At 49.8% G+C, this 22,379-nt stretch carries 20 protein-coding genes; 12 read left to right on the top strand and 8 right to left on the bottom strand.

Annotation, left to right across the window (positions count from 1 at the left end; genetic code table 11):
- Positions 1 to 3: 3 nt before the first annotated feature.
- From tsaB to CIB36_RS12365, 4 genes are all read left to right on the top strand, one after another.
- Positions 4 to 711, top strand: a complete 708-nt coding sequence (gene tsaB, locus CIB36_RS12380) for a tRNA (adenosine(37)-N6)-threonylcarbamoyltransferase complex dimerization subunit type 1 TsaB (protein ID WP_093989834.1) — start codon at positions 4 to 6, stop codon at positions 709 to 711.
- The gene (gene rpiB, locus CIB36_RS12375; protein WP_093989833.1) at positions 708 to 1,145 is read left to right on the top strand and encodes a ribose 5-phosphate isomerase B; all 438 of its coding nucleotides are present in this window, start codon (positions 708 to 710) and stop codon (positions 1,143 to 1,145) included. Before tsaB ends, rpiB begins: the two co-directional genes overlap by 4 nt.
- A 21-nt stretch (positions 1,146 to 1,166) precedes the next feature.
- A complete protein-coding gene (gene upp, locus CIB36_RS12370; RefSeq protein WP_093989832.1) occupies positions 1,167 to 1,796 on the top strand; it encodes a uracil phosphoribosyltransferase in 630 nt (209 codons plus the stop codon).
- A 183-nt stretch (positions 1,797 to 1,979) separates the two neighbouring features.
- Positions 1,980 to 2,717 carry a sporulation initiation factor Spo0A C-terminal domain-containing protein gene (locus CIB36_RS12365; protein ID WP_093989831.1) on the top strand — a complete coding sequence of 246 codons (738 nt, stop codon included), beginning with the start codon at positions 1,980 to 1,982 and terminating at the stop codon, positions 2,715 to 2,717.
- 39 nt (positions 2,718 to 2,756) lie between these two features.
- Here the strand turns inward: CIB36_RS12365 and CIB36_RS12360 are convergent, their stop codons facing one another.
- From CIB36_RS12360 to CIB36_RS12330, 7 genes are all read right to left on the bottom strand, one after another.
- Complete coding sequence (locus CIB36_RS12360) at positions 2,757 to 4,082, bottom strand: MATE family efflux transporter (protein ID WP_187536783.1); 1,326 nt, start codon at positions 4,080 to 4,082, stop codon at positions 2,757 to 2,759.
- Between the two features lie 146 nt (positions 4,083 to 4,228).
- Positions 4,229 to 5,038, bottom strand: coding sequence for an ATP-dependent sacrificial sulfur transferase LarE (gene larE, locus CIB36_RS12355; protein ID WP_093990033.1), 810 nt, complete (start codon positions 5,036 to 5,038; stop codon positions 4,229 to 4,231).
- Positions 5,039 to 5,206: 168 nt separating this feature from the next.
- Entirely contained in the window at positions 5,207 to 6,601 is a 1,395-nt protein-coding gene (gene asnS, locus CIB36_RS12350; protein ID WP_093989829.1) for an asparagine--tRNA ligase, read from the bottom strand.
- Between the two features lie 54 nt (positions 6,602 to 6,655).
- The gene (locus CIB36_RS12345; protein ID WP_093989828.1) at positions 6,656 to 7,384 is read right to left on the bottom strand and encodes a ComF family protein; all 729 of its coding nucleotides are present in this window, start codon (positions 7,382 to 7,384) and stop codon (positions 6,656 to 6,658) included.
- On the bottom strand, positions 7,381 to 9,588 hold the full coding sequence (gene recD2, locus CIB36_RS12340) for an SF1B family DNA helicase RecD2 (protein WP_093989827.1): 2,208 nt from the start codon (positions 9,586 to 9,588) through the stop codon (positions 7,381 to 7,383). The genes CIB36_RS12345 and recD2 overlap by 4 nt, the downstream gene beginning before the upstream one ends.
- A gap of 100 nt (positions 9,589 to 9,688) precedes the next feature.
- Positions 9,689 to 10,042 (bottom strand): hypothetical protein, encoded by a 354-nt coding sequence (locus tag CIB36_RS12335; protein ID WP_093989826.1) that lies wholly within the window; start codon positions 10,040 to 10,042, stop codon positions 9,689 to 9,691.
- 125 nt (positions 10,043 to 10,167) lie between these two features.
- Positions 10,168 to 11,547, bottom strand: coding sequence for a glycine--tRNA ligase (locus CIB36_RS12330; RefSeq protein WP_093989825.1), 1,380 nt, complete (start codon positions 11,545 to 11,547; stop codon positions 10,168 to 10,170).
- A 223-nt stretch (positions 11,548 to 11,770) separates the two neighbouring features.
- On the opposite strand from CIB36_RS12330, the gene prmA reads away from it, so the two are divergent.
- The 8 genes from prmA (at position 11,771) to CIB36_RS12290 (ending at position 21,430) form a co-directional block, all read left to right on the top strand.
- A complete protein-coding gene (gene prmA, locus CIB36_RS12325) occupies positions 11,771 to 12,718 on the top strand; it encodes a 50S ribosomal protein L11 methyltransferase (RefSeq protein WP_093989824.1) in 948 nt (315 codons plus the stop codon).
- Between the two features lie 122 nt (positions 12,719 to 12,840).
- A complete protein-coding gene (locus CIB36_RS12320) occupies positions 12,841 to 13,494 on the top strand; it encodes an HAD hydrolase-like protein (protein WP_093990032.1) in 654 nt (217 codons plus the stop codon).
- Positions 13,487 to 14,239, top strand: coding sequence for a hypothetical protein (locus tag CIB36_RS12315; protein WP_093989823.1), 753 nt, complete (start codon positions 13,487 to 13,489; stop codon positions 14,237 to 14,239). The genes CIB36_RS12320 and CIB36_RS12315 overlap by 8 nt, the downstream gene beginning before the upstream one ends.
- Positions 14,232 to 15,161 (top strand): radical SAM protein, encoded by a 930-nt coding sequence (locus CIB36_RS12310; protein ID WP_093989822.1) that lies wholly within the window; start codon positions 14,232 to 14,234, stop codon positions 15,159 to 15,161. The genes CIB36_RS12315 and CIB36_RS12310 overlap by 8 nt, the downstream gene beginning before the upstream one ends.
- 89 nt (positions 15,162 to 15,250) lie before the next feature.
- On the top strand, positions 15,251 to 15,913 hold the full coding sequence (pyrE, locus tag CIB36_RS12305; protein WP_093989821.1) for an orotate phosphoribosyltransferase: 663 nt from the start codon (positions 15,251 to 15,253) through the stop codon (positions 15,911 to 15,913).
- Positions 15,914 to 15,997: 84 nt separating this feature from the next.
- A complete protein-coding gene (locus CIB36_RS12300; RefSeq protein WP_093989820.1) occupies positions 15,998 to 17,410 on the top strand; it encodes an MATE family efflux transporter in 1,413 nt (470 codons plus the stop codon).
- Positions 17,411 to 17,493: 83 nt separating this feature from the next.
- A complete protein-coding gene (gene gltX, locus CIB36_RS12295) occupies positions 17,494 to 18,969 on the top strand; it encodes a glutamate--tRNA ligase (RefSeq protein ID WP_093989819.1) in 1,476 nt (491 codons plus the stop codon).
- A 166-nt stretch (positions 18,970 to 19,135) separates the two neighbouring features.
- Positions 19,136 to 21,430 (top strand): SpoIIE family protein phosphatase, encoded by a 2,295-nt coding sequence (locus CIB36_RS12290; protein ID WP_158662700.1) that lies wholly within the window; start codon positions 19,136 to 19,138, stop codon positions 21,428 to 21,430.
- A 36-nt stretch (positions 21,431 to 21,466) separates the two neighbouring features.
- Here CIB36_RS12290 and pfkB read toward each other — a convergent pair whose 3' ends face one another.
- A complete protein-coding gene (pfkB, locus tag CIB36_RS12285; RefSeq protein ID WP_093989817.1) occupies positions 21,467 to 22,369 on the bottom strand; it encodes a 1-phosphofructokinase in 903 nt (300 codons plus the stop codon).
- Positions 22,370 to 22,379: the final 10 nt, after the last annotated feature.

Here is a 22,379-nt window from a genome sequence, read left to right as displayed (position 1 = left end):
GCTATGAAAATTTTGGCTATGGATACTACCGCCAAGGCGGCGAGCGTCAGCCTGCTGACAGAGGAAAAGGTCCTAGCGGAATATTCCGTCAACGTTGGGCTGACCCATTCCCAAACGATTATGCCTATGTGCGAAAGCTTACTTCAGCAAGCCGGATGCCCAGTATCGGAAATCGACTATTTCGCCGTTTCCAACGGTCCGGGGTCATTTACCGGCCTGCGGATCGGGATCGCGGCAGTCAAGGGGCTGGCTTATGCCAGCAGCAAACCATGTGTGGCTGTTTCTACACTGGACGCGCTTTCCTACAATGTGCCGGATTTCAACGGCATTATCTGCTGTGTCATGGATGCCCGCTGCCAGCAGGTCTACAATGCACTGTACCTTCAGGAAAATGGGGGCCGCCGCAAAAAAGGCCCTGACCGGGCCATTTCTTTCACTGATCTGCTGGAAGAGTTAAAAAAGGAAGAAAAAGCAATTATTTTAGTTGGAGACGGCGCACTTTTGTGCTATAATGAATACAAAGCGGTCCTGCCCAATTTAGTGCTCAGCGGCCCTGCAAGCCGTTACCAGCGCGCTTCTTCTGTAGGGCTGGCGGCGCTGGAAAAAATTGCGTCTGGAGAAATAATAAGCGCCGGCGCATTAGTTCCAGAATATCTGCGGCTTCCCCAAGCACAGCGGGAGCTGATCAAAAAACGGAGGTTGAACCCATGATAGCGATTGGCTGTGATCACGGTGGCGTGACACTGAAAGCAGAATTGATGAAACATCTGGCAGAAAAACAGATCCCCTTTAAGGATTTTGGTACCTACACCGAAGAATCCTGCGATTATCCGGATATTGCAAAGCCTGTCTGTGAAAGCGTTTTAAGCGGGGAATGCGAAAAAGGGGTCCTGATCTGCGGTACCGGGATCGGGATTTCGATGGCTGCAAATAAAATCCACGGGATCCGTGCGGCGCTTTGCCACGATTATTTTTCCGCAAAATACACCCGGCTTCACAACGATTCCAATATTATCGCCTTTGGGGCACGTGTTATCGGCCCTGGGTTAGCGTGTGAACTGTTGGATGTATTTTTAAACACAGGATTTGAAGGCGGCAGGCATGCCCTTCGTGTAGAAAAAATGATGAATTTAGAAAAAGAATAAAATAAGAAAGGGATTTTTACTATGGCTACTCCAATGATCATGGATCATCCATTGATCCAACACAAAATTTCGCTTCTCCGCGACAAAAATACCGGTTCAAAAGAGTTCCGGGAATTGGTTTCCGAAATCGCTATGCTGATGTGCTATGAGGCGACCCGCGACCTCCCCTTAAAAGAGGTTGAGATCGAAACGCCTATTGCCGTTGCAAAAACAAAAATCATTGCCGGCAGTAAATTGGCATTTGTTCCGATCCTGCGCGCAGGATTAGGGATGGTAGACGGCGTATTAAAGATGGTTCCTGCCGCAAAGGTTGGACATATCGGCTTATACCGTGATCCTGACACTAAGCAGGCTGTTGAATATTACGCAAAATTTCCAGTCGATATTGAGCGCCGTGAAGTGATCGTGCTAGACCCGATGCTGGCAACCGGAGCTTCTGCGATCGATGCAATCAACCAGATCAAACAGCGCGGTGTGACCAATATTAAATTTATGTGTATCATCGCCGCACCCGAGGGGCTGGAGGCACTGCAAAAAGCGCATCCAGACGTTTCCATTTACTGTGCTTCCAAGGACCAGTCTTTAAACGAGCATGCGTATATCGTTCCGGGACTTGGTGATGCCGGCGACCGTATTTTTGGCACAAAATAATTCGATTTTTTGGCTAGGCATTTCGATGTCTAGCCTTTTTTCGATGTTTTTCGCCATAAATCCCGAAAAATTTTAGTAGTATTTCTCAAATGCCAAAGAAATTTATAAGTGATTTTCTGAATTGTGGCAACTGGAGAAATATGGTAAAATAATAACTGTTAAATTGTCGAAGGAGAGGGAGATATGGCGCAAAAGATTCGTATCCTGATTTGTGATAATACTCAGTTCTGGGAAGATACTTGGAATTGTTGGGTTGATCCTGACCGTTTTGAAGTCCAAGAGGTTCAGCCGGATGCTTTTACTATTTTTGATTATATCTGTAACTATCACCCTCACATCATTGTACTACTTGCTGACATGAAACATATATCAGGCTTTGGAATGATCAAGGCGGTTTCTGCGATTCCTAATTATTTTCCTCAATTTATCATTACCGACCCGGACCCAACTACAGAAAAGAAAAATTTTGCCCAGAAAGCCGGCGCGGCCTTTTATTTATCACGGCCTTATGCCAACACTACGATTGGTGAAATTTGTTCTTCGATCATTCAGTCACCAGATTATTTTCTTCACTGCCCGGTTTACTCACCTGAGCAGTTAGTCAGTACTACTCTGCATTCGCTGAGTATCCCGGCCAATTTAAAAGGGTACCGTTATCTGCGCCATGCAATTTTATTGGCATTGCGCGGAAGCCGTGAACTGGAATCCATCACAAAGGGACTTTATCCTGCGATTGCTAAGGAATTTAACACCACTCCGGTCAGTGTGGAACGGGCAATCCGTCACGCGATCGTCACCTCTTGGGATCACTGCAACCCAAAGGAGCTTCAAAATTACTTTTCTGACTTGTCGCGGAAACCAAGCAACAGCCAATTTATCCTGACAATTGCAGAAAAACTACAACTAGATGCAGAATTATAACGATAAAACGGTATTCCCATTTTGGGGAATACCGCTTTTTTATGCTTCTATCCTATCAGGTCTATCCCTGAGCCTTCTATACAGGTAAAAGCTGGATATGGCGACAATCAGCTCTGTAACTGGAAATGCGAGCCATACCCCGGCAGTCCCCCACAAAGCCGATAAAAGGAACGCCATCGGGACAATCACGATCAATCCCCGCAGCAGAGAGATCCCATGTGCCGGCTTTGCGCAGTCAGTAGAAGTGAAATAACCGGACAGGATAATGTTGGTCCCCGCAAACCAGATACCTGTAAAATAAAGCTTTAACCCAGTTTGGGCAATCTCTTGCAGCTGCCGGTTGTGCTCGCTGTTAAAGACCGAAGCAATCGGACCATCAAGACAAAAGATCAGCGTATAGATCACGCAGGAGAGGAGCAGCACAGTGATGATCCCATAATGCAGGACCCGCTTCACCTGTTCTTTGTTCCCGCTTCCGTATCCTTTGCTCAACAGCGGCTGGATGCCCTGCGCGATACCGGTATAGATCGCAATGATCACCAAAGAAAGGTTTGCAACCACCCCATAAGCGGCTACTCCCACATTCCCTTGAAACTTCAGCAAAATCATGTTAAACACGATGATCACGATCCCCGAAGAAACCTCCGTCACCAGGGAAGGGAATCCCAAAGAAAGAAGCGGCAATACCCCTTTTAATATTCCTGCACCGAACATAAAATGAAATCCCCGTTTTCGTCCCAGCCAGTGGGGGGATAAAATCAAAATACTGATGACCGGCGCCAGCCCAGTTGCGAATACCGCCCCAAAAATCCCCATATCAAGCGGAAAGATAAACAGGTAATCCAGTAGGATGTTCGACATGCTTCCTCCCAGCATTGCCATCATGGCAAGCTTTGGGTTCCCATCATTCCGGACAAAGCACAGCAGGACATCGTTGAGCAAAAACGCAGGGGAAAAAAGCAAAATCACCCGCAGATAGGTGTTCGTCATTGCAAAGACAGCCAGATCCGCCCCCAAAGCCTGCGTGATCATCTTGGATAGGAAGAGCCCCGCCATTACAAACATCAAGGCAAAGGCGGCGGCAGCGCAGAGCGTACCCGTAAAAACCCTGTTGGAAGCCCCTGTATGCTTCTGGCTTTGCAAAATCGAATATTTGGTAGCGCCTCCCATGCCAAGCATCAGCCCGCATCCATGGACAAAGCTGTAGATCGGGATCGCCAGATTCAAGGCGGCCAACCCGTTCGTACCAAGTCCTTTCGCCACAAAAAAGGTATCCGCCAAAATATAGCAGGACAGGCCAATCATACCAAGGACATTCAAAGAAGTATATTTTACATATTCTCCCAAATAAGGTCTGTGTTTCATCATTTCCTCCTAAACAACAAAAAAACGCCGGCATTTCGTATCTACCATGGCCTACCGATACGAAACCCAACGTTCCTTCCTTACCCGGCGGTAAGGATAATTTTTATATTTTCTTGTGATCATATTACCACAAAATGTTCTTGATGTCAATCAACCTTCTCCCGCTGTACGTGAAGATCCATGCTCCCGCTACGGAAGCCCTCTAAGTCCAAGGTAACATAATCAAAGCCCTGCGATTTTACGATGGAAACGATCTCTTCCCCATACTGGACCGCCAGCCCTAGATCCTTTTTATCCACCTCGATCCGGGCAATCCCCCGATGGCAGCGCACTCTGACATTATAAAACCCCAGTTCCTTTAACTGCGCTTCCGCACGCTCCACCTGCTCTAACGATTCGCGGGTGAAACGGTCGCCATACGGGAATCGTGTCGCCATACAAGGCGCAGAGGGTTTAGACGCCACTGACAGCCCCAGCTTTGCCGCGATTTCACGGACCTCTGCCTTAGTGACATGGCATTCGGCCAGCGGGCTATGGACGTTCCATTCCTGCAAAGCGCGCAGTCCCGGACGGTACTCTCCAAGGTCGTCAAAATTAGTTCCATCCATGATACAGCCAAGCCCCTGCTCCCGCGCAACATCCGCCAGCTGTTCAAACAGCATAAATTTACAGTGGTAACATCGGTCCGGCGGGTTTTCCATGACCTTTGGATTTTGAAACTCGTTGATCGGAAGGACCCGGTGCGGCGCCCCCATTTGCTTCGCCAGTTTTTTTGCCTGTTCCAGATCCGCGGCCGGATGCAGCATGGTATGGAACGTTACCGCCAGTACTGGGAGCCCGGCGTCGACAGCCAGCTTTAATAATACTGCGGAATCCACCCCGCCAGAAAACGCCAGGCATATCCCGTTTTTTCCGCACCCCAAAAGTTTTTGGGTCAGTTCCTTGATCCGTTCCATAAAAATCAATCATTCCTTTCTTCGGAATTTGTGCCGCTCGGCGAAGCCGATTGCCGCTTTGCTTTTTGCAGCAAAGGCACAAAAAAGGGGTGTGAAAAAGTATTTTGCACACGAATCCTCTCATATCAAGAAAGCAAGCCGCTTTTCACGGCTTGCTTTTTCTCTTTGTTAATATTCCGCTGTTCCTGTGGTTCTTGGGAACGGCAGTACGTCGCGGATATTGGAGACCCCGGTGATATACATGATCATCCGCTCAAAGCCCAGCCCAAAGCCTGCGTGCTTGGTGCCGCCGAACCGGCGCAGATCCAGATACCAGGAATAATCCTCCGGATCCATCCCCAGTTCTCTGATACGCGCTTCCAAAACCTCCAGACGTTCCTCGCGCTGGCTTCCTCCAATGAGCTCCCCGATCCCCGGCACCAGCATATCCATTGCCGCAACGGTTTTCCCATCGTCGTTTAAGCGCATATAAAACGCCTTGATCTCTTTCGGGTAGTCTGTCACAAAAACAGGGCACTTGAATACCTGCTCTGTCAGGTAACGTTCATGTTCTGATTGCAAATCACAGCCCCAGTAAACCGGATAATCGAACTGCTCCTTATGCTGTTCCAGAATTTCGATCGCCTCAGTGTAGGTGACATGCGCAAATTCGGAATCGACCAATGCTTTTAACCGTTCGATCAGGCCCTTGTCGAAGAAATTATTGAAAAACTGCATCTCGTCCGGGCACTGCTCCAGCACATATGCCAAAACATATTTGACCATATCCCGCGCCAGCTCCATATCCTGCGCCAGATCAGCAAAGGCAATTTCAGGCTCGATCATCCAAAATTCAGCCGCATGGCGGGTCGTGTTGGAATTTTCCGCCCGGAAAGTCGGCCCAAAGGTGTATACCTTTCCAAACGCCATAGCCATGCATTCCGCTTCCAGCTGCCCGGAAACGGTCAGGCTGGTGGGTTTCCCGAAAAAGTCCTGAGCGTAATCCACACTGCCGTCCTCGCACAGCGGCGGGTTTTTCGCATCCAAGGTAGTGACCCGGAACATCTCGCCGGCGCCTTCACAGTCGCTGCCGGTGATCAACGGGGTGTGTGCGTAAACAAAACCGCGTTCGTTGAAAAATTTGTGGATCGCAAATGCCGCCACGGAACGCACCCGGAATACCGCGGAAAAGGTATTGGCACGCGGACGCAAGTGCGCAATCGAACGCAGAAATTCCATAGAATGGCGTTTTTTCTGCAATGGGTAATCGTTACTGGAAGCGCCTTCCAGAACAACGCTGTCTGCATGGATCTCAAACGGCTGTTTTGCCTGCGGGGTAAGCACCAGATCACCTGTTACAGTGACCGCGCTTCCTACGTTAAACTTTGTTACCTCTTTAAAATTATCGATCCGGTTATCTTCAAAGACGATCTGCAAATTCTTAAAGCAGCTCCCGTCGTTCAGTTCCATAAACCCAAGTGCCTTGGAATCGCGGATCGTCTTTACCCATCCGGATACGGTCACTTTTTGTTCCTGGTAAGCACTGACATCATCAAATAGCGTTTTGATCTCTACTCTTGCCATACCGATTCTCCTGTCCTTTTTAGATTCTTCCAAATAAATGAAGTCTATTAATTATTATACCATATTGTCACGATACTTTTCAAGATTCTGTTTTTCCAAGTCCCATTTTTCTTTTGACACCCTGCAAACCGCCGCGGCAATCACACTTTTCGCCCCGGCCTGTTTTAACACCCTGGCGCATTCGTCCATCGTTGCGCCGGTCGTCAGGATGTCGTCCACCAAAAGGACTGTCTTCCCCGCCGCCAAAAACGGTTCCCGGACACAAAACGCCCCGATCACATTGCGCTTTCGTTCCTCCAAAGATAAGGTGTGCTGTACCAGAAGCTGTTTTGGCTTTTTCAGTAGTTCCAGATATGGCTTTCCGGAATATCTGGAAACTGCCTTTCCAAGTTCGGCCGCCTGATTATACCCGCGGCGCCGTTTCTGCCGTTTCGCCATCGGGACAGCGGTAATAACGTCAAACCCGGCAAGCTCCGCCTGCACAAGGCACTGATACTGAAAGTACCCAAAATGTTCTGCCGGGGTAATATTTCCGTGAAACTTCAATTCATACACGCCCTGCTCCGCACCCATGCCATATAAAAATGGGGCGGCAAACGCGTCAAAATGCCAATCCTCGCATTCCTTCCACACCACAGGCTCCCAAAGTTCGCTTTTCTTTTGGCAATCCTCGCAGCAATGGCTGCGAAATGGGATCGTACCACCACAAAACGGGCAGCGGTTTGGAAAAAACAGATGGATGATCCCTGCCTTTATATTCTTCCAACACGAATTCTTGCTCAAAATTCCTCCACCATCCCGTTTAATAAATGTTTCAGGTTGGTAAACCGCACGCTTTTCAGGTTGTTGTCCACCATATAAGCGATCCGTTCTTCCTTGCCGACTAAAATCACGATCTGTTTGGCTCGGGTGATTGCGGTATACAATAGATTTCGGTAGTACAGCCGGTCGTACCCGCCCAAGATCGGGATCACCACCGCTTCAAACTCATTCCCCTGGCTTTTGTGGACAGTAATGGCATAAGCCAGCTCCAGCTGGTCGCTGGCCATTTCAAACGGGTAATAGGCGATCCGTCCCTCAAAATCAATCGCCAATGTCTGGGAGCCTTTGTCGATCATACAGATCGTGCCAATATCCCCGTTAAAGATCCCCATGCCCCGTTCATCGTTTTTCTGCCATTCGATGTCATAATTATTTTTGGTCTGCATCACTTTATCGCCCAAACGGTAGGTGTACATCCCCGCTTTAAACTCTGTTTTTCCCGCGCCGGGCGGGTTGAGCTGCGTTTGCAGTTTGCTGTTTAGTTCTTCTACTCCCAACTCCCCTTTTCTCTGCGGGCAGAGCACCTGAATATCCTCAGTCGGGGAATATCCGTAGCTGTTGGGCAGCCTGCGGCAGGCGAGGTCTAAGATCGTTTGGGAGGCAGAGGCGTTATCCCTCCTTGAAAGGAAGAAAAAGTCTCCCTGCTTTTTATTAAGGTCGGGCATTTCCCCCTGCACGATCCGGTGCGCGTTGGTAACGATCAGGCTTTTCGCGGCCTGGCGGAAAATTTGCTGAAGCCTTATGGTGGGGATCACCCCGCTGGCAAGCAGATCATGCAGGACATTTCCCGCCCCCACCGAGGGAAGCTGGTGGTAATCTCCCACCAAAATCAGCTTCGCACTGGGCTTCATCGCCCGCAGCAGCGCCTCAAACAGCGGCACGTCCACCATGGACATCTCGTCGATCACCACCGCGTCGCTGATCAGCGGTTCCTGCTCATTCTTGGCGAAGCGGGGGGTCCCGTCACCCATCTCTACCTCCAGCAGACGGTGGATGGTCTTTGCTTCCCTGCCGGTCACCTCACTGATCCGCTTGGCCGCGCGGCCGGTAGGCGCCGCGATAGAGAGCGTTTTTCCGCAGTACTCCAGCACGTCGATAATCCCGTTTAGGGTGGTAGTCTTCCCAGTACCCGGCCCCCCGGTCAGGATAAAAATTTCGTTCATCAGCGCTTCTTTGATCGCCTGCTTTTGCAGCCCTTCATAGCGGATGTTCCGTTCCTCCTCGATTTGGCGGATCACAAAGTCGATCTGCGGCTCATCCTGCGGCGGGATGCTGACCATCATGGCGATCCGGGAGGCAATATACTGTTCCGAGGAGTAAAGCTCGGGCAGCGCTAAATATTCCTGTTTTTTCTTTAGCCTCACCAGCTCGCCTTTTTCCAGTACCTCCTCCAGCTTTTCCTCGATCACATCACCGGAAAGCTCTAAAAGCTTTTCCGCCGCTTGGATCAGCTTACGGCTGGGCAGGCAGGTGTGGCCGTTATTCAAATTGTGGATCAAAATGCAGCTCAGCCCGGCCGATACCCGGATTTCGCTGTCCGGTGAAATTCCCTGCTGGCGGGCGATCTGGTCCGCAAGCTGAAATTCCAGCTGGAACATCCGCCCGCAAAGGATATACGGATTTTCCCGGATCAGGTCCTGCGCCAGAACGCCCCAGCGTTTCCACACTTTTACGCTGACCGCCGGCGAAATCCCGTACTGGGATAAAAACAGCATCAGGTTGCGCACGCCAAACACCTGTTTTAACTCTTCTGCCAGTTCCTGGCTGCGTTTTACAGTGATCCCTTTGATCTCGGCAAGGCGCTGCGGACTTTGCTCCATGATATGCAGGGTATCATCGCCGAATTTTTCCACGATACGGCGGGCAATGGCCGGGCCGATCCCCTTGATCACGCCGGAAGACAGGTACTTGCAGATCGCTCCGGCGGTTGCCGGCATCCGCTGTTCGCAGGTTTCCACCCGGAACTGATAGCCATAATTGGGGTGAGTGGTATAATACCCCATCAGGCTCAGCTCCGCGCCTTCCTGCACATCGGGCATATTGCCCACCGCACAAATCAGTTCATCTCCCGCTTCCAGTTCGATCACCGCAAAGCCGCTGTCGCGGTTCGCATAAATAATATGGTCGACACTGCCGCACAGGTTCAGCCATTCCTTTTCTGCCATTGCCCCTGTTCCCTTCAACACCAATACCGTTTTTCTTGATCCTTTGCCTGCAAGCATCGTTTTTGCAGGCCAGTTCATGTCTTATTATTATAGTATATTTTTACTGACTTTGCAAACAAACGTTTTGACTGATCGCCTTTGGCAGGTCCTCCGCAGAGCAAAGGTAGATCCCCTGAATATCCCTCTGTAAAATCCGTATCAGCCGCTTGCTTTCCTCGGAAATACCAAGGTCTACTAAATACACCTGGCATTCCGAATGGTATTTCCAAGCCCTGTTATGCTGAATTTTCCGCAGGGAAAACTCCAGTTCCGGAACTTCGCCCTTTACCGGCAAAATGACCAGTGTTTCCCCCTCTTTTTCCCTCCCATAGGTCCAATGGCAGATCAAAAAAACGACCTCCAACACTCCCAGCACTGCAAAGATCGCCATAACTCCCATGATCCACTGTTCCATAAAAACACCCCTTTTTCCCTTTTCCAGATATCAATGACTCTGTATTCTATGTATTTTTAAAGAAAACGGTGAAAAAGAGGCAAAAATCCCCGCAGAAAAATTTCTGCGGGGATTAAAAAACTCTATTAGAATTTTAAGCGTTTGGAGATGTAATGCACCAGCTCGTCAATTTTTACACGTTCCTGTTCCATGGTGTCGCGGTCGCGGACGGTAACGCAGCCGTCCTCCACCGAGTCAAAGTCATAGGTGAGGCAGAACGGGGTGCCGATCTCGTCCTGACGGCGGTAACGCTTGCCGATAGAACCGGCTTCATCGTAATCCACACGGAAATACTTGGAAAGCTTATCATAAACCTCCTGTGCCTGTTCGCTCAGCTTTTTGGAAAGCGGCAGAACACATGCCTTGAACGGTGCCAGTGCCGGATGCAAGCGCAGGACAACACGGGTGTCCTTTTCGTCAAGCTGTTCCTCGTCGTAGGCTTCGCACAGGAAAGCCAGCGCCACACGGTCAGCCCCCAAAGAAGGCTCTACCACATACGGCACATAACGTTCGTTTGTTTCCGGGTCAAAATAATCCAATCCCTTGGTGGAGTGGGTGATATGCTGTTTTAGGTCAAAGTCCGTGCGGTCTGCGATCCCCCACAGCTCGCCCCAGCCAAACGGGAACATAAATTCAATATCCGTAGTCGCATTGGAATAATGGGACAGTTCCTCCTGCTCATGGTCGCGCAGCTTGATGTTTTCCTCTTTGATCCCCAAGGACAGCAGCCAGTTTTTGCAGGTATCTTTCCAGTAAGAGAACCATTCCAAATCTGTGCCCGGTTTGCAGAAGAATTCCATTTCCATCTGTTCAAATTCACGAGTACGGAAGGTAAAGTTTCCAGGCGTGATCTCGTTGCGGAACGATTTCCCGATCTGGCAAACGCCGAACGGCAGTTTTTTACGGGTCGTTCTCTGGATATTGGAAAAGTTTACAAAAATCCCCTGCGCGGTTTCCGGACGCAGGTAGATTTCATTCTTCGCGTCTTCAGTGACACCCTGATAGGTCTTAAACATCAGGTTAAATTTCCGGATCTCTGTAAAATTGGTCTTGCCGCAGTTCGGGCAGGTCACCCCTTTGTCCCGGATAAAGTCCATCATCTGCTGGTCGCTCCAGCCGGCTGGGTTTTCCCCGGTCTGGTCTTCGATCAGCTGGTCGGCACGGTGGCGTGTCTTGCATTCCTTACAGTCCATCAGCGGGTCAGAAAATCCGCCGACATGCCCGGAGGCCACCCAAGCCTGCGGGTTCATTAAAATCGCCGCGTCAAGCCCCACGTTGTAGCGGGACTCCTGCACAAATTTCTGCCACCACGCTTTTTTTACGTTATTTTTAAATTCTACGCCCAAAGGGCCGTAGTCCCAGGTGTTGGACAGGCCGCCGTAAATTTCACTGCCTGGATAAACAAAGCCCCTGCCTTTGCAAAGGGCAACAATTTTGTCCATCGTCTTTTCACTGTTTTTGAGCATACCCATAACCTCCGTTTATTTGATCGCTGTTTTTAAAAAAACACGATTTAAAATTCTTATCTCCTAATCCTATATTTTAAAGCAGGAGCCGGATAAAGTCAAGCAAAGCGCCGGATTTTGCGTAAGATCGGCAAATCCTCCCTTCATACTGCTTTTTGCGTGCAAAAAGTTAGGGATTATGGTACAATAGTCCCAAGAACTGAAATAAGGAAGGACGAGCCATATGGAATGGACACAGGTAAAATTATATACGACCACAGAAGCGATCGAGATCGTTTCTGGTTTTTTGATCTCCCACGGACTGCGCGGGATCATGATCGAGGACGCCCAGGATTTTCAGGATTTTTTAGAGGACACCACCATCCACTGGGATTACATTGACGATGAACTGATGAAAATGAAAGAATGCGAGACCGCGGTGATCTTTTATATCCCGGACAATATGCAGGGCTTGGAGATGCTGCGCCAGATCCGGGGCAGCATTGAATCGCTGCGGGAGGAAACCCCTTCTATTGATTTCGGCAGGCTCAGCTTTGCCTGCGAAAGCATCCGGGAAGAAGACTGGGAAACCGCCTGGAAAAAATATTACCATCCGGTCCGTGTAGGGAAGCATTTAGTGGTATGCCCCTGCTGGGAAACCTGCGAACTGGGGAAAGATGACATCCGTGTCACACTGGACCCCGGCATGGCTTTTGGTACCGGCACCCACGAAACTACCCGCCTGTGCATGCAGTTTTTGGAGGATGCCATCACCCCGCAGACTACCATGCTGGACATTGGGACAGGCAGCGGGATTTTAGCGGCGACCGCGCTTTTGTTGGGTGCAAAATCTGCCGTTGGGGTGGATATTGATGAGCTTGCCGTAAAAATTGCCCAGGAAAACGCAGACCTCAACGGGGTGGGCGAGCAAATCGAACTGCACTGCGGCGACCTGACCGAACAGATCACCGGGACCTATGACGTCATCTGCGCCAACATCGTTGCAGATGTGCTGATCCGGTTAAGCCAGACCGTTACCCAGTTTATGCACAAAGCTTCCGTGCTTATCGTTTCCGGCATCATCGAAGACCGCTGCCAGGATGTGACCGAAGCGCTGCTTCAAGCCGGGCTGAGGGTACTGGAACAGAAGCAGGAAAACGACTGGGTATCGATCAAGCTGTGTTTAAATTAAGGGGATTCGTGCGAAAAAAGAATTTTTTCACACACCGTTTTTGTGCCTTTGCCTCAAAAGCGAATCGGCAAATCGGTTTTACCGGCCGGCGCAAATTCCGAAGAAAGGAATGGCTGATTTTTATGAAATACCAAACCATCTTTTTTGACCTAGACGGCACGCTCACTGACTCCTTTGAAGGGATCGCAAAAAGCGTGCAGTATGCCCTTTCCCATTTCGGGATACAGGTAAACGATCTTCATGAACTCCGCTGTTTCATCGGCCCCTCGTTATATGATTCTTTCCGGGAATTTTACCAGATGGACCACGAAACCGCGACCCTTGCGGTGGAAAAATACCGGGAACGCTTTCGGGATACCGGCATCTATGAAAATAAGCTTTACAAGGGCGTTGCTTCCATGCTGAAAACGCTTTGCGGCGCAGGGTTTACTCTTTGCGTCGCTTCCGCTAAGCCGGAGGTGTTTGTCAAACGCATTTTAGAATATTTTCAGATCTCGCAGTATTTTGATTTTGCGGCGGGCAGTTTGCTGGACAATACCCGCAAAGAAAAAGCCGATGTGATACGGCATATTTTATCGCAAAAGCAGATCGCTGACCCTTCTTCCGTGTTAATGGTCGGCGACCGAAAGCACGATGCCGAAGGGGCCCAGCAAACCGGGCTTTCGTTCTGCGGCGTGCTGTACGGCTTTGGCAGCCGGGAAGAGCTTGCCGCCTATCCGCACGTTTATCTGGCGCAGTCGCCCCAAGAGCTACAGGAGTTCCTGCTTCATGGATAATAAGCTATTTTTAAAAGCCCGTGAACAGGTATTAGGCGCTGGAACCGAGCCAAATGGGATCGGTACGTTGGGTGAAAAGACGCTGCACGCGGTGCTGAAGCAATATCTGGAACCGGAGCGTCAGTATCAGGAGGTGCCAGTCGGCGGGTTTGTGGCAGACATCAAACGGGACCGGCGGATCATCGAGATCCAGACCCGTTCCTTTGACCGGCTGTTGAAGAAGCTTCCGGAATTGTTACAGGAGCACGATGTAACCGTTGTGTATCCCCTGCCCCATCGGAAAACCCTTTCCTGGATCGATCCCGAAACCGGAGAAACCACCAAAGCGCGGCGTTCCCCAAAAACAGGAACGCCGGCAGACGCTTTTCGGGAGCTGTATAAGCTGCGCCCTTTGTTCCCTCACCCCGGCCTTACGATCCATATCATGATGATCGATCTGGAAGAGTACCGGTATCTCAACGGCTGGAGTTATGACAAAAAACGTGGGTCCATCCGTTGTGACCGCCTGCCCTCTCAAATCGCTGCGGAATATATGCTTTGCATCCCGCAGGATTTTGCAAAACTCCTCCCGCCCCTTCCCAAGCCGTTTTTGGTAAAGGATTTGATGAAGGCGGCAAGGATATCCCAGCGTGCAGCTTCCTGCGGGGTCGCCTTACTGCGTGCACTGGGGGTAATCCGCCAATGCGGGACACAGGGCCGCGCCTATTGCTATGAGCTTGCAGAAGAGGAGGAAAACCATGGATAAAAGCCTGCGTTCCCTTTATACCCGCTGTACCCTTTGCCCCCGCCGATGCGGGGTAAACCGTCTTGCCGGAGAACTTGGATTTTGCCGCGCCCCCGCTCAGGTAAAGGCGGCGCGTGCGGCGCTCCACTTTTGGGAAGAGCCGTGCTTGTCTGGCAGCGCCGGCTCGGGGACTGTGTTTTTCTCTCACTGTACCCTGCAATGCCGGTTCTGCCAAAACCGGGAAATCAGCACCGGCGGCTTCGGGATCCCCATTACAGAAGAACAGCTTTGCGAAATCTTTTTAAATTTGCAGGCGCAGGGGGCCTTAAATATCAATCTGGTGACCCCTACCCATTATGTCCCCTCCATCCTCACGGCGCTGGAGCTCGCGCGCGGCAGGGGGCTGCATCTCCCGGTCGTGTACAACTCCAGTGGGTATGAATCGGTGGAAACGCTGCGGTTACTCGATGGTGCGGTAGACATTTATCTGCCGGATCTCAAGTACTTTGACGACCAGCTCGCTCAAAATTTTTCCCACGCCCCACACTATTTTCAAACTGCCATTTCCGCGATTCAGGAAATGGTATCGCAGGTCGGGCTTCCGAAACTGGAAGTGGACGGACGGATGCGTAAAGGGGTGATCATCCGTCATTTGATGCTGCCCGGCCAGTTGGAGGACACAAAGCTGCTGCTGCGCGCGGTAGCAGAACGCTTTGGCGACAGGGTGATGATCAGCCTAATGAATCAGTACACGCCAACAAAGGATTGCTGTTCTGACCCAGTGTTATCAAAAACCGTCACTGCTGAGGAATACCGGGAAGCGGTAGAGTTTATGGAGCAGCTTGGACTGACCCAGGGCTTTTTGCAGGAGGGCGGGGCTGTAGGCGAAAGCTTTATCCCCTCTTTTTCTCTGGAGGGGCTGGAGCGGTACTGTCAAAAATGATCTCCTGCCGGCAAACGGCTTGAATCCAGTTCCATTTTACGCTATAATAGACATATAACAAAAAGACAAAACAGAAAGGAAACTGTATCATGTTGACTGCTGCAAAAAAGGATTTTATCACCTTTATGATGAGTGCCGACGTTCTTCGCTTTGGCGAATTCAAAACAAAAAGCGGCCGGCTGACCCCATACTTTGTGAATACCGGAAATTATAAAACCGGGGCGCAGATCGCCGCCCTTGGGAAATTTTACGCAAACCTGATCAAGGAAACCTGCTCTGACCAGTTCGAGGCAATGTTTGGACCTGCATATAAGGGCATTCCGCTTGCCACAGCGGCAGCGGCTTCTCTGGCAAGGGACCACGGGATCGACAAACCGTATTTCTTCAACCGCAAAGAGGTGAAGGACCACGGGGAAGGCGGAAGCTTAGTCGGCTACAAGCCGGTAGACGGCGACCGTGTCATTATTATTGAAGACGTTATTACCGCGGGAACAGCCATTCGGGAAACTATGCCGATCCTGACAGGATGCGCCAAGGTAGAAGTTCCGGATATGTTTATCTCTGTCAACCGCTGTGAGGTAGGACAGAGTGCCGGAAAAACCGCAGTGATGGAAGTATATGATGAATTTGGGATCCAGGTCCATCCGATCGTTACTGTTGCTGATATCCATGAATTTCTGAAAGAAGAAGGGTATGATGCAGGAATTCTGGCACGAATGGAACAATACATGGAGCAATACTGCATTTTTTAATAATTATCGTGGATTTTAGACAGTCCGGACTTGCGTTTCAAGTCCGGACTGTCTTTCCGTTTTTAGTAAAAAGGAGGCTTTGACATGATAAAAAGTGGTATCCAGCATTTTTTTAGCTGTTCCGGTGTAGTAAAGCCAAATGAGCAGGATGGAACGATCCCACCTGCCCGTGAACTTTATCAAGACGCTTTTCACATCGCATGGCCGTCTGTGTTGGAATCTGTCTTGGTGACAATGATCTCTTTTGTTGACACGATGATGGTCGGCGTTCTTGGGCCGGAGGCGATCAGCGCCGTGGGAATCACGGCACAGCCTAGGCTGATCATGCTGGCGGTGATCCTATCTTTTAACGTGGGGGTAACTGCTGTTGTATCCCGCCGAAAAGGCGCGGAGGATTATGAAGGCGCGAATCATTGTTTAAAGCAGTGCGTTCTGCTTTCCACCATAATGTCGCTGGTCCTTTCCGTATTAGGAATTGTTTTTGCCCGCCCCCTTTTGCTGTTTGCCGGAGCCGGAAATGATATTATTGCTGATTCTGTGGATTATTTCAGGATCATCATGATCGGTTTGTTCTTCAATGGGATCGGGCTTACCATCAACGGTGCCCAACGTGGTGTCGGCAACACCAAAATTTCCATGCAGACGAACCTCAGCGCCAATGTTGTCAATGTGATCTTCAACTACTTTTTGATCAACGGCGCGTGGATCTTCCCGCGCCTGGAAGTGCGCGGGGCGGCTATCGCCACCACGCTTGGCAATTTGGTAGCCTTGCTTCTGGCGGTTGTTTCGATCACCCACAGGGATGGGATCTTAAATATCCTGCACTCCTCTGCCTCATGGCTGCCCGATAAGCGGACCATGAAGAGCGTTTGGAACGTTGGCCTGAGCGCCTTGGTAGAACAGGTCTGCATGCGTGTCGGCTTCTTTTTATATGCTAAAATCGTTTCCAGCCTTGGCACCACCGCTTTTGCCACCCATCAAATCTGTTTAAACGTGCTTAACATCTCTTTTGGCTTCGGCGATGGGCTTCAAATCGCTTCCACCTCTTTGGTGGGCCAGCGGCTGGGCGCCAAACGGAAAGACTTGGCAAAGTTAGCCGTTGCGGTCAATCAAAGGATCGGGCTGGTGATCTCCACGATTTTGGTTATCATTTTTGTGCTTGGCAGGCATGTTATTCTGAGGCTGTTTACCACAGACCCCCAGATCATCGAACAGGGCGGCGTCCTGATGATCATTATGGCCTTTACGATCCACGCACAGATCTGTCAGGTCATCACGTCCGGCAGTCTGCGCGGTGCGGGAGACACTAAATATACCGCCCTTGTTTCCCTGATCAGCATCGGGGTTCTGCGCCCTTTGATCGCCTACCTGCTATGTTATCCGTTAGGATTGGGGCTAGACGGCGCATGGTACGCGCTGGTGATCGACCAGTTTACCCGGCTCATCTTGGTGATGATCCGGTTTCGCCGTGGAAAATGGACTGCTTTAGTGCTGTAGAACAGTTGACAAACCCTTTGGAAAAATGATAAAATATTTCATTGATATGTCTAGGTCAAAAAGGAAAGGATTGGAATCAGATTATGACGTTTGATACCGTTAGAACCCGCTTTGCGCCCAGCCCAACCGGGTATATGCATGTGGGAAATTTACGAACTGCGCTTTATGCGTACCTGTTAGCGAAAAAAAATAACGGCACTTTTATTTTAAGAATCGAGGATACCGACCAGGAGCGTTATGTAGAAGGCGCTGTTGACATTATCTATAACACCCTGCGCCAGACCGGTTTGATATGGGATGAAGGCCCGGATATCGGCGGCCCGGTAGGCCCTTACATCCAAAGCGAACGAATGGGGATGTTTAAAGAGTATGCCCAGCAGCTTGTAGAAAGCGGGCACGCCTACTATTGCTTCTGCGATAAAGACCGTTTGACCGAGCTGCGCGAAATTCAGCAGGCTTCCGGTATTGCCCCGAAATATGACGGCCATTGCCGCGATCTTTCTCCGGAAGAGGTTCAAGCAAAGCTGGATGCAGGGATTCCCTATGTGATCCGTCAGAAAATGCCGCGGGAAGGCACCACCTCTTTTGAAGATGAAGTGTTTGGGACCATCACTGTGGAAAACTCCACGCTGGACGACCAAATTCTGATCAAAACCGACGGGATGCCGACCTACAACTTTGCAAATGTTGTAGACGACCACACCATGGGGATCACCCATGTCATCCGAGGGAACGAATACCTGTCCTCTACCCCGAAGTATAACCTGCTGTATCAGGCGTTTGGCTGGGAAATCCCAACCTATATCCACTGTTCCCCGGTTATGAAAGACTCCACCCACAAGCTTTCCAAGCGAAATGGGGATGCTTCATTTGAGGACTTGATCGCAAAGGGATACCTGACCGAAGCGGTCATCAACTATATTGCCCTGCTAGGCTGGGCGCCAAAAGGCGAAAACGAGATCTTTACTCTGGAAGAGCTATGTCAGGAATTTGATGTCAGCGGTATTTCTAAATCCCCGGCGATTTTTGATACCCAGAAGCTAAAGGCAATCAACGGCGCATATATCCGCAAGCTGACCCTTGATGAATTCATGGAAAAGGCAATGCCGTATATCCGCCAGACCTGCAAGAGCGACAAGGTGGATATGAAGACCCTTTGCGCGATGTTGCAGCCCCGGACTGAACTGTTTACAGATATTCCGGATCAGGTGGATTTTATTGATGAACTGCCGGACTATGATTTGCAGATGTATTGCCATAAAAAGATGAAAACCAATTTGGAAAACTCTTTGCAGGCGCTTACCGCACTGCTTCCTGTTTTGGAAGCAATTCCGGAAGAAAGCTGGAATTTGGATACTATCCATGAAAAATGTTTTGAAGTTATTGCTGAACTGGGCGTGAAGAACGGCGTTGTCCTTTGGCCGCTGAGGACCGCAATTTCCGGAAAACAATTTACACCGGGCGGTGGGATCGATTTAGCAGAAATTTTGGGAAAAGAAACGACAATCACCCGAATAAAAGATGGAATCCATCGTTTAAGCGCAGTACAAGCGGAATAAAGAAGAATGAAAAAGGCACAGCCGCCTTAATTTGAGCGGCCGTGCCTTTTTTCCGTATTTTCCTGCAAAATTGTCGCTCTTAATCTGACAACTTTCTCCTGAGACAAGCCGTATAATGGTATTTGCCAATATTTACCATTTCATTTACTTCAGGAGGCAATACATCATGAAAACTCAGGCACTACATCCACGTGAACTAACCTTTGCTTCAGGAAAATATGCATTATTCCGTATTGCAGCAATTGCTGCTTTGTCATTTTTCCTTCCGCATTCCCAAATTTTAGGCGGCATCTCCCCTTTCGCCGTAGCCCTGACAGCCTGCCTGCCCTTGCGGTATGCAGCGATCACTGCGCTTGGTTCTGCAATGGGATACCTATCTACTGGGATCGGAGAAAACAATATCCTTTACCTACTGATCCTTGGATGCGCCTTGGGGTTAAAATTCATCATACAGCGTACCACTTTCCGGAACAGCATGGCTGGTTGCGCCGGCATCTCTTTCGTATCCTTTTTTACAATAAACGTGATTGGATTTTTCCTGCTTGACTTTTCCGGCAGTGATTTTATCCTGCGGATCTGTGAAAGTGTGATCGCCTGCGGTGTGACCTGTTTTCTGTTTCTTGCTGTCCGCGCCTTGTTCCAATATACCTCTATTTCTCAATACAGCCGGGTGGAGCTTTCTTCTTTAGCGATCCTGCTGATGATTTCCGTGATCGCCTTGTGTGATGTCAAGCTATACGGATTTAATCTGGGGATCATTTTAGGTACTTTGCTCCTTTTGATCGCGATCACCCACACCAATCTGGGCGGAAGCGCTGTCAGCGGAATCATTCTAGCCATTGCGCTGTGCCTATACAGTGTTGATTTCTTGCAGGTAGGCTCCGTATTGCTGGTATCTGCATTCCTTGCTGGACTGTTCCAGATAGCAGGAAAGCTCGGACAGACCGCGGTATTTTTAGCAGCCGCCATCTTTTCAGCTTTTATTGTTGGGATCAGTTTGGACATGCTTTTCTATATCATGTGTATGCTGATCTCCGCCGGACTATACCTCGCCATGCCCGAACGACTATTTGATTATTTTTCAGTCCTTTCCGAACCGGAACTGCAAAGCTTTGGCCTGCGGGATAATATTGAACAGCGTTTGGGATTTGCCGCGGAAACCATACAGGACCTTCAAAATTCTCTGGTGCGGGTGTCCAAAAGCCTAAAGGCCTCTACCCGGCCCGACCCGGCAGCGGTCTGCAACAAAACTGCGGCCTCTGTCTGCCAAAGCTGCCCTATGCGCCTGACCTGTTGGGACAGCCATTACAACGAGACAGCCGACGCTTTTCAAAAGCTGTATACCATGCTAAAAAACGGGATCATGCCGGGGGAAGAGCATCTTCAGTCATTCCGGCAGTTAAACTGCTGCCGCGCGCCGCAGCTTTTGGAACGGATGGAGCGGAACTACCGGGAATCTGTGAATCGTGATTTTTCGATACGGCGCACAGAGGAGGTACGCAACTTTGCGGTAGAGCAGCTTTCAGGGATCTCTCAAATGCTTTGGGAAGTCAGTGAGGAAATTTCCGGAATCGAAACACAGCTTCCGGATGACGCCGAAATCATCCGGGCGATTTTCACCGAACTTGCAGCGGAACCAAAATCCGTATTCTGTACCTTAAACCGGTTTGACCGGATGGAGGTGGAGATCTATACGACCGCCGGAATCCAAGTAGACTTACAGGAATTAAGAGACTGCCTCAGCAATGCCTTAAAACGGGATTTTGCGGCCCCCTCGGTCTCTAAAATCAGCAATAAGGTCCGGATCTCCTTTTATGAAACCGCGACCTACCGCATTGAATTTGGCGTTCGCCAGTCCTCCAAACAACCGGATACCGTCTGTGGCGATAGCTTTGAACATTTTTTAGATAACAAAGGCAATGCTTATTTTATTCTAAGCGACGGTATGGGCAGCGGCAAGCGCGCCGCCCTTGACAGTACCATGACCTGTGGTATTATCCTGAAGCTGATCAAGGCGGGGCTGGGAATGGAATCCATCTTAAAGTTTGTCAATTCCTCTATCCAGATCAAATCCCCCGAAGAATCATTATCAACAATCGATCTATTAAAAATCGACCTATACACCGGACAAGCAGAATTTTATAAAGCGGGCTGTGCTTCTTCTTTTGTTTTGATGGAAAAGACGATCGCAAAAGTAGAAACCAATTCCCTGCCTATTGGTATTTTGCAAGGAATCGAGTTTGATCGCAAAGAATTGACTCTCCATGCCGGTGATACGGTCCTGCTTGCTTCAGACGGCATATTAGAACTGCCCGAACCAGAGATCACTTCTATGCTGAAACACAGTGAAGAAATCTCCTGTGACCACTTAGCTGAGGCGATCTGTAAAGCCGCCGAAGAAGAACTGACCCCGCACGACGATCTGACCGCCATGGTGGTCCGTATTCTGCCAGGCGTATAAAAAAGGCCTTCCAGCCAAATAGCTGGGAGGCCTTTTTTATATCTGCGTCAGCAAATCTTCGATCGATTCCGGTTCGGCGAGCCATGGTGAAAAGGCGCTTGCGCTCCCGGCCGCAACAGCGAAACGGAATGCGGCATACATATCCTGTGTTTTGATATATTCCGCTAAAAAGCCAGCTACCATGGAATCTCCCGCGCCTACAGAATTTTTCAAGCTTCCTTTTGGCGCCGGCAGGCAAAATGTTTCTCCCTTTTCCCCAAGGAATACAGCTCCTGCGCCTGCCATGGACACCAGCACATTCCGCGCGCCCTCTTTTTGAAGGCGCGAAGAAAGCTCCAGCGCTGTTTCAGCAGAGGCACAATCAGTTCCAAACAACTCGCCTAGCTCATGGTGGTTTGGCTTTATTAAAAACGGCCGAAAGGGCAGTGTCTGCCACAGCGCTTGTCCAGTGGTATCGATCACCGTTTGAAGATCTCTGCCCTCACAGGCTGACAAAATCCTGCTGTATACATCTAACGGCATCCCAGCTGGAACACTGCCGGACATGACCAGATAATCGCCCGCCCGAAGCGACCCCACCTGTCGGTATAACTGATTCAGTTCCGCATCTGAAACCCTCGGTCCTCTGGCATTAAACTCCGTTTCTTCATCTCCCCTGACCTTAACGTTTATCCTAGTCAGTCCATCCTTTAGCTGAATAAATTTTGTTTTGCAACCTTCTTGCTGTAGTTTTTGTTCGATCTCTTTTCCGGTAAAGCCAGCCAAAAAGCCCAGCGCCTCATTTTCGATTCCCAGTCTGGACAGCAAAATGGAAACATTGATCCCCTTCCCTCCGGGAAAAACAGCTTCAGCTAACGTCCGGTTCAAAATGCCGATCTGCGGATTTAAAACCTCGATCCAATAATCCAATGAAGGATTCAATGTTATCGTTGCGACCATCAAACGACCT

This window comes from Massiliimalia timonensis (assembly GCF_900186585.1).
Lineage (GTDB): Bacteria > Bacillota > Clostridia > Oscillospirales > Ruminococcaceae > Massiliimalia > Massiliimalia timonensis.
This window is presented reverse-complemented; position numbering and strand designations above follow the sequence as displayed.

Excerpts from the sequence above, each read along its gene's own strand:
- tsaB (WP_093989834.1), top strand. The coding sequence starts at position 4 with ATGAAAATTTTGGCTATGGATACTACCGCCAAGGCGGCGAGCGTCAGC.
- rpiB (WP_093989833.1), top strand. The coding sequence starts at position 708 with ATGATAGCGATTGGCTGTGATCACGGTGGCGTGACACTGAAAGCAGAA.
- upp (WP_093989832.1), top strand. The coding sequence starts at position 1,167 with ATGGCTACTCCAATGATCATGGATCATCCATTGATCCAACACAAAATT.
- CIB36_RS12365 (WP_093989831.1), top strand. The coding sequence starts at position 1,980 with ATGGCGCAAAAGATTCGTATCCTGATTTGTGATAATACTCAGTTCTGG.
- CIB36_RS12360 (WP_187536783.1), bottom strand. The coding sequence starts at position 4,082 with ATGAAACACAGACCTTATTTGGGAGAATATGTAAAATATACTTCTTTG.
- larE (WP_093990033.1), bottom strand. The coding sequence starts at position 5,038 with ATGGAACGGATCAAGGAACTGACCCAAAAACTTTTGGGGTGCGGAAAA.
- asnS (WP_093989829.1), bottom strand. The coding sequence starts at position 6,601 with ATGGCAAGAGTAGAGATCAAAACGCTATTTGATGATGTCAGTGCTTAC.
- recD2 (WP_093989827.1), bottom strand. The coding sequence starts at position 9,588 with ATGGCAGAAAAGGAATGGCTGAACCTGTGCGGCAGTGTCGACCATATT.
- CIB36_RS12335 (WP_093989826.1), bottom strand. The coding sequence starts at position 10,042 with ATGGAACAGTGGATCATGGGAGTTATGGCGATCTTTGCAGTGCTGGGA.
- CIB36_RS12330 (WP_093989825.1), bottom strand. The coding sequence starts at position 11,547 with ATGCTCAAAAACAGTGAAAAGACGATGGACAAAATTGTTGCCCTTTGC.
- prmA (WP_093989824.1), top strand. The coding sequence starts at position 11,771 with ATGGAATGGACACAGGTAAAATTATATACGACCACAGAAGCGATCGAG.
- CIB36_RS12320 (WP_093990032.1), top strand. The coding sequence starts at position 12,841 with ATGAAATACCAAACCATCTTTTTTGACCTAGACGGCACGCTCACTGAC.
- CIB36_RS12315 (WP_093989823.1), top strand. The coding sequence starts at position 13,487 with ATGGATAATAAGCTATTTTTAAAAGCCCGTGAACAGGTATTAGGCGCT.
- CIB36_RS12310 (WP_093989822.1), top strand. The coding sequence starts at position 14,232 with ATGGATAAAAGCCTGCGTTCCCTTTATACCCGCTGTACCCTTTGCCCC.
- pyrE (WP_093989821.1), top strand. The coding sequence starts at position 15,251 with ATGTTGACTGCTGCAAAAAAGGATTTTATCACCTTTATGATGAGTGCC.
- CIB36_RS12300 (WP_093989820.1), top strand. The coding sequence starts at position 15,998 with ATGATAAAAAGTGGTATCCAGCATTTTTTTAGCTGTTCCGGTGTAGTA.
- gltX (WP_093989819.1), top strand. The coding sequence starts at position 17,494 with ATGACGTTTGATACCGTTAGAACCCGCTTTGCGCCCAGCCCAACCGGG.
- CIB36_RS12290 (WP_158662700.1), top strand. The coding sequence starts at position 19,136 with ATGAAAACTCAGGCACTACATCCACGTGAACTAACCTTTGCTTCAGGA.
- pfkB (WP_093989817.1), bottom strand. The coding sequence starts at position 22,369 with ATGGTCGCAACGATAACATTGAATCCTTCATTGGATTATTGGATCGAG.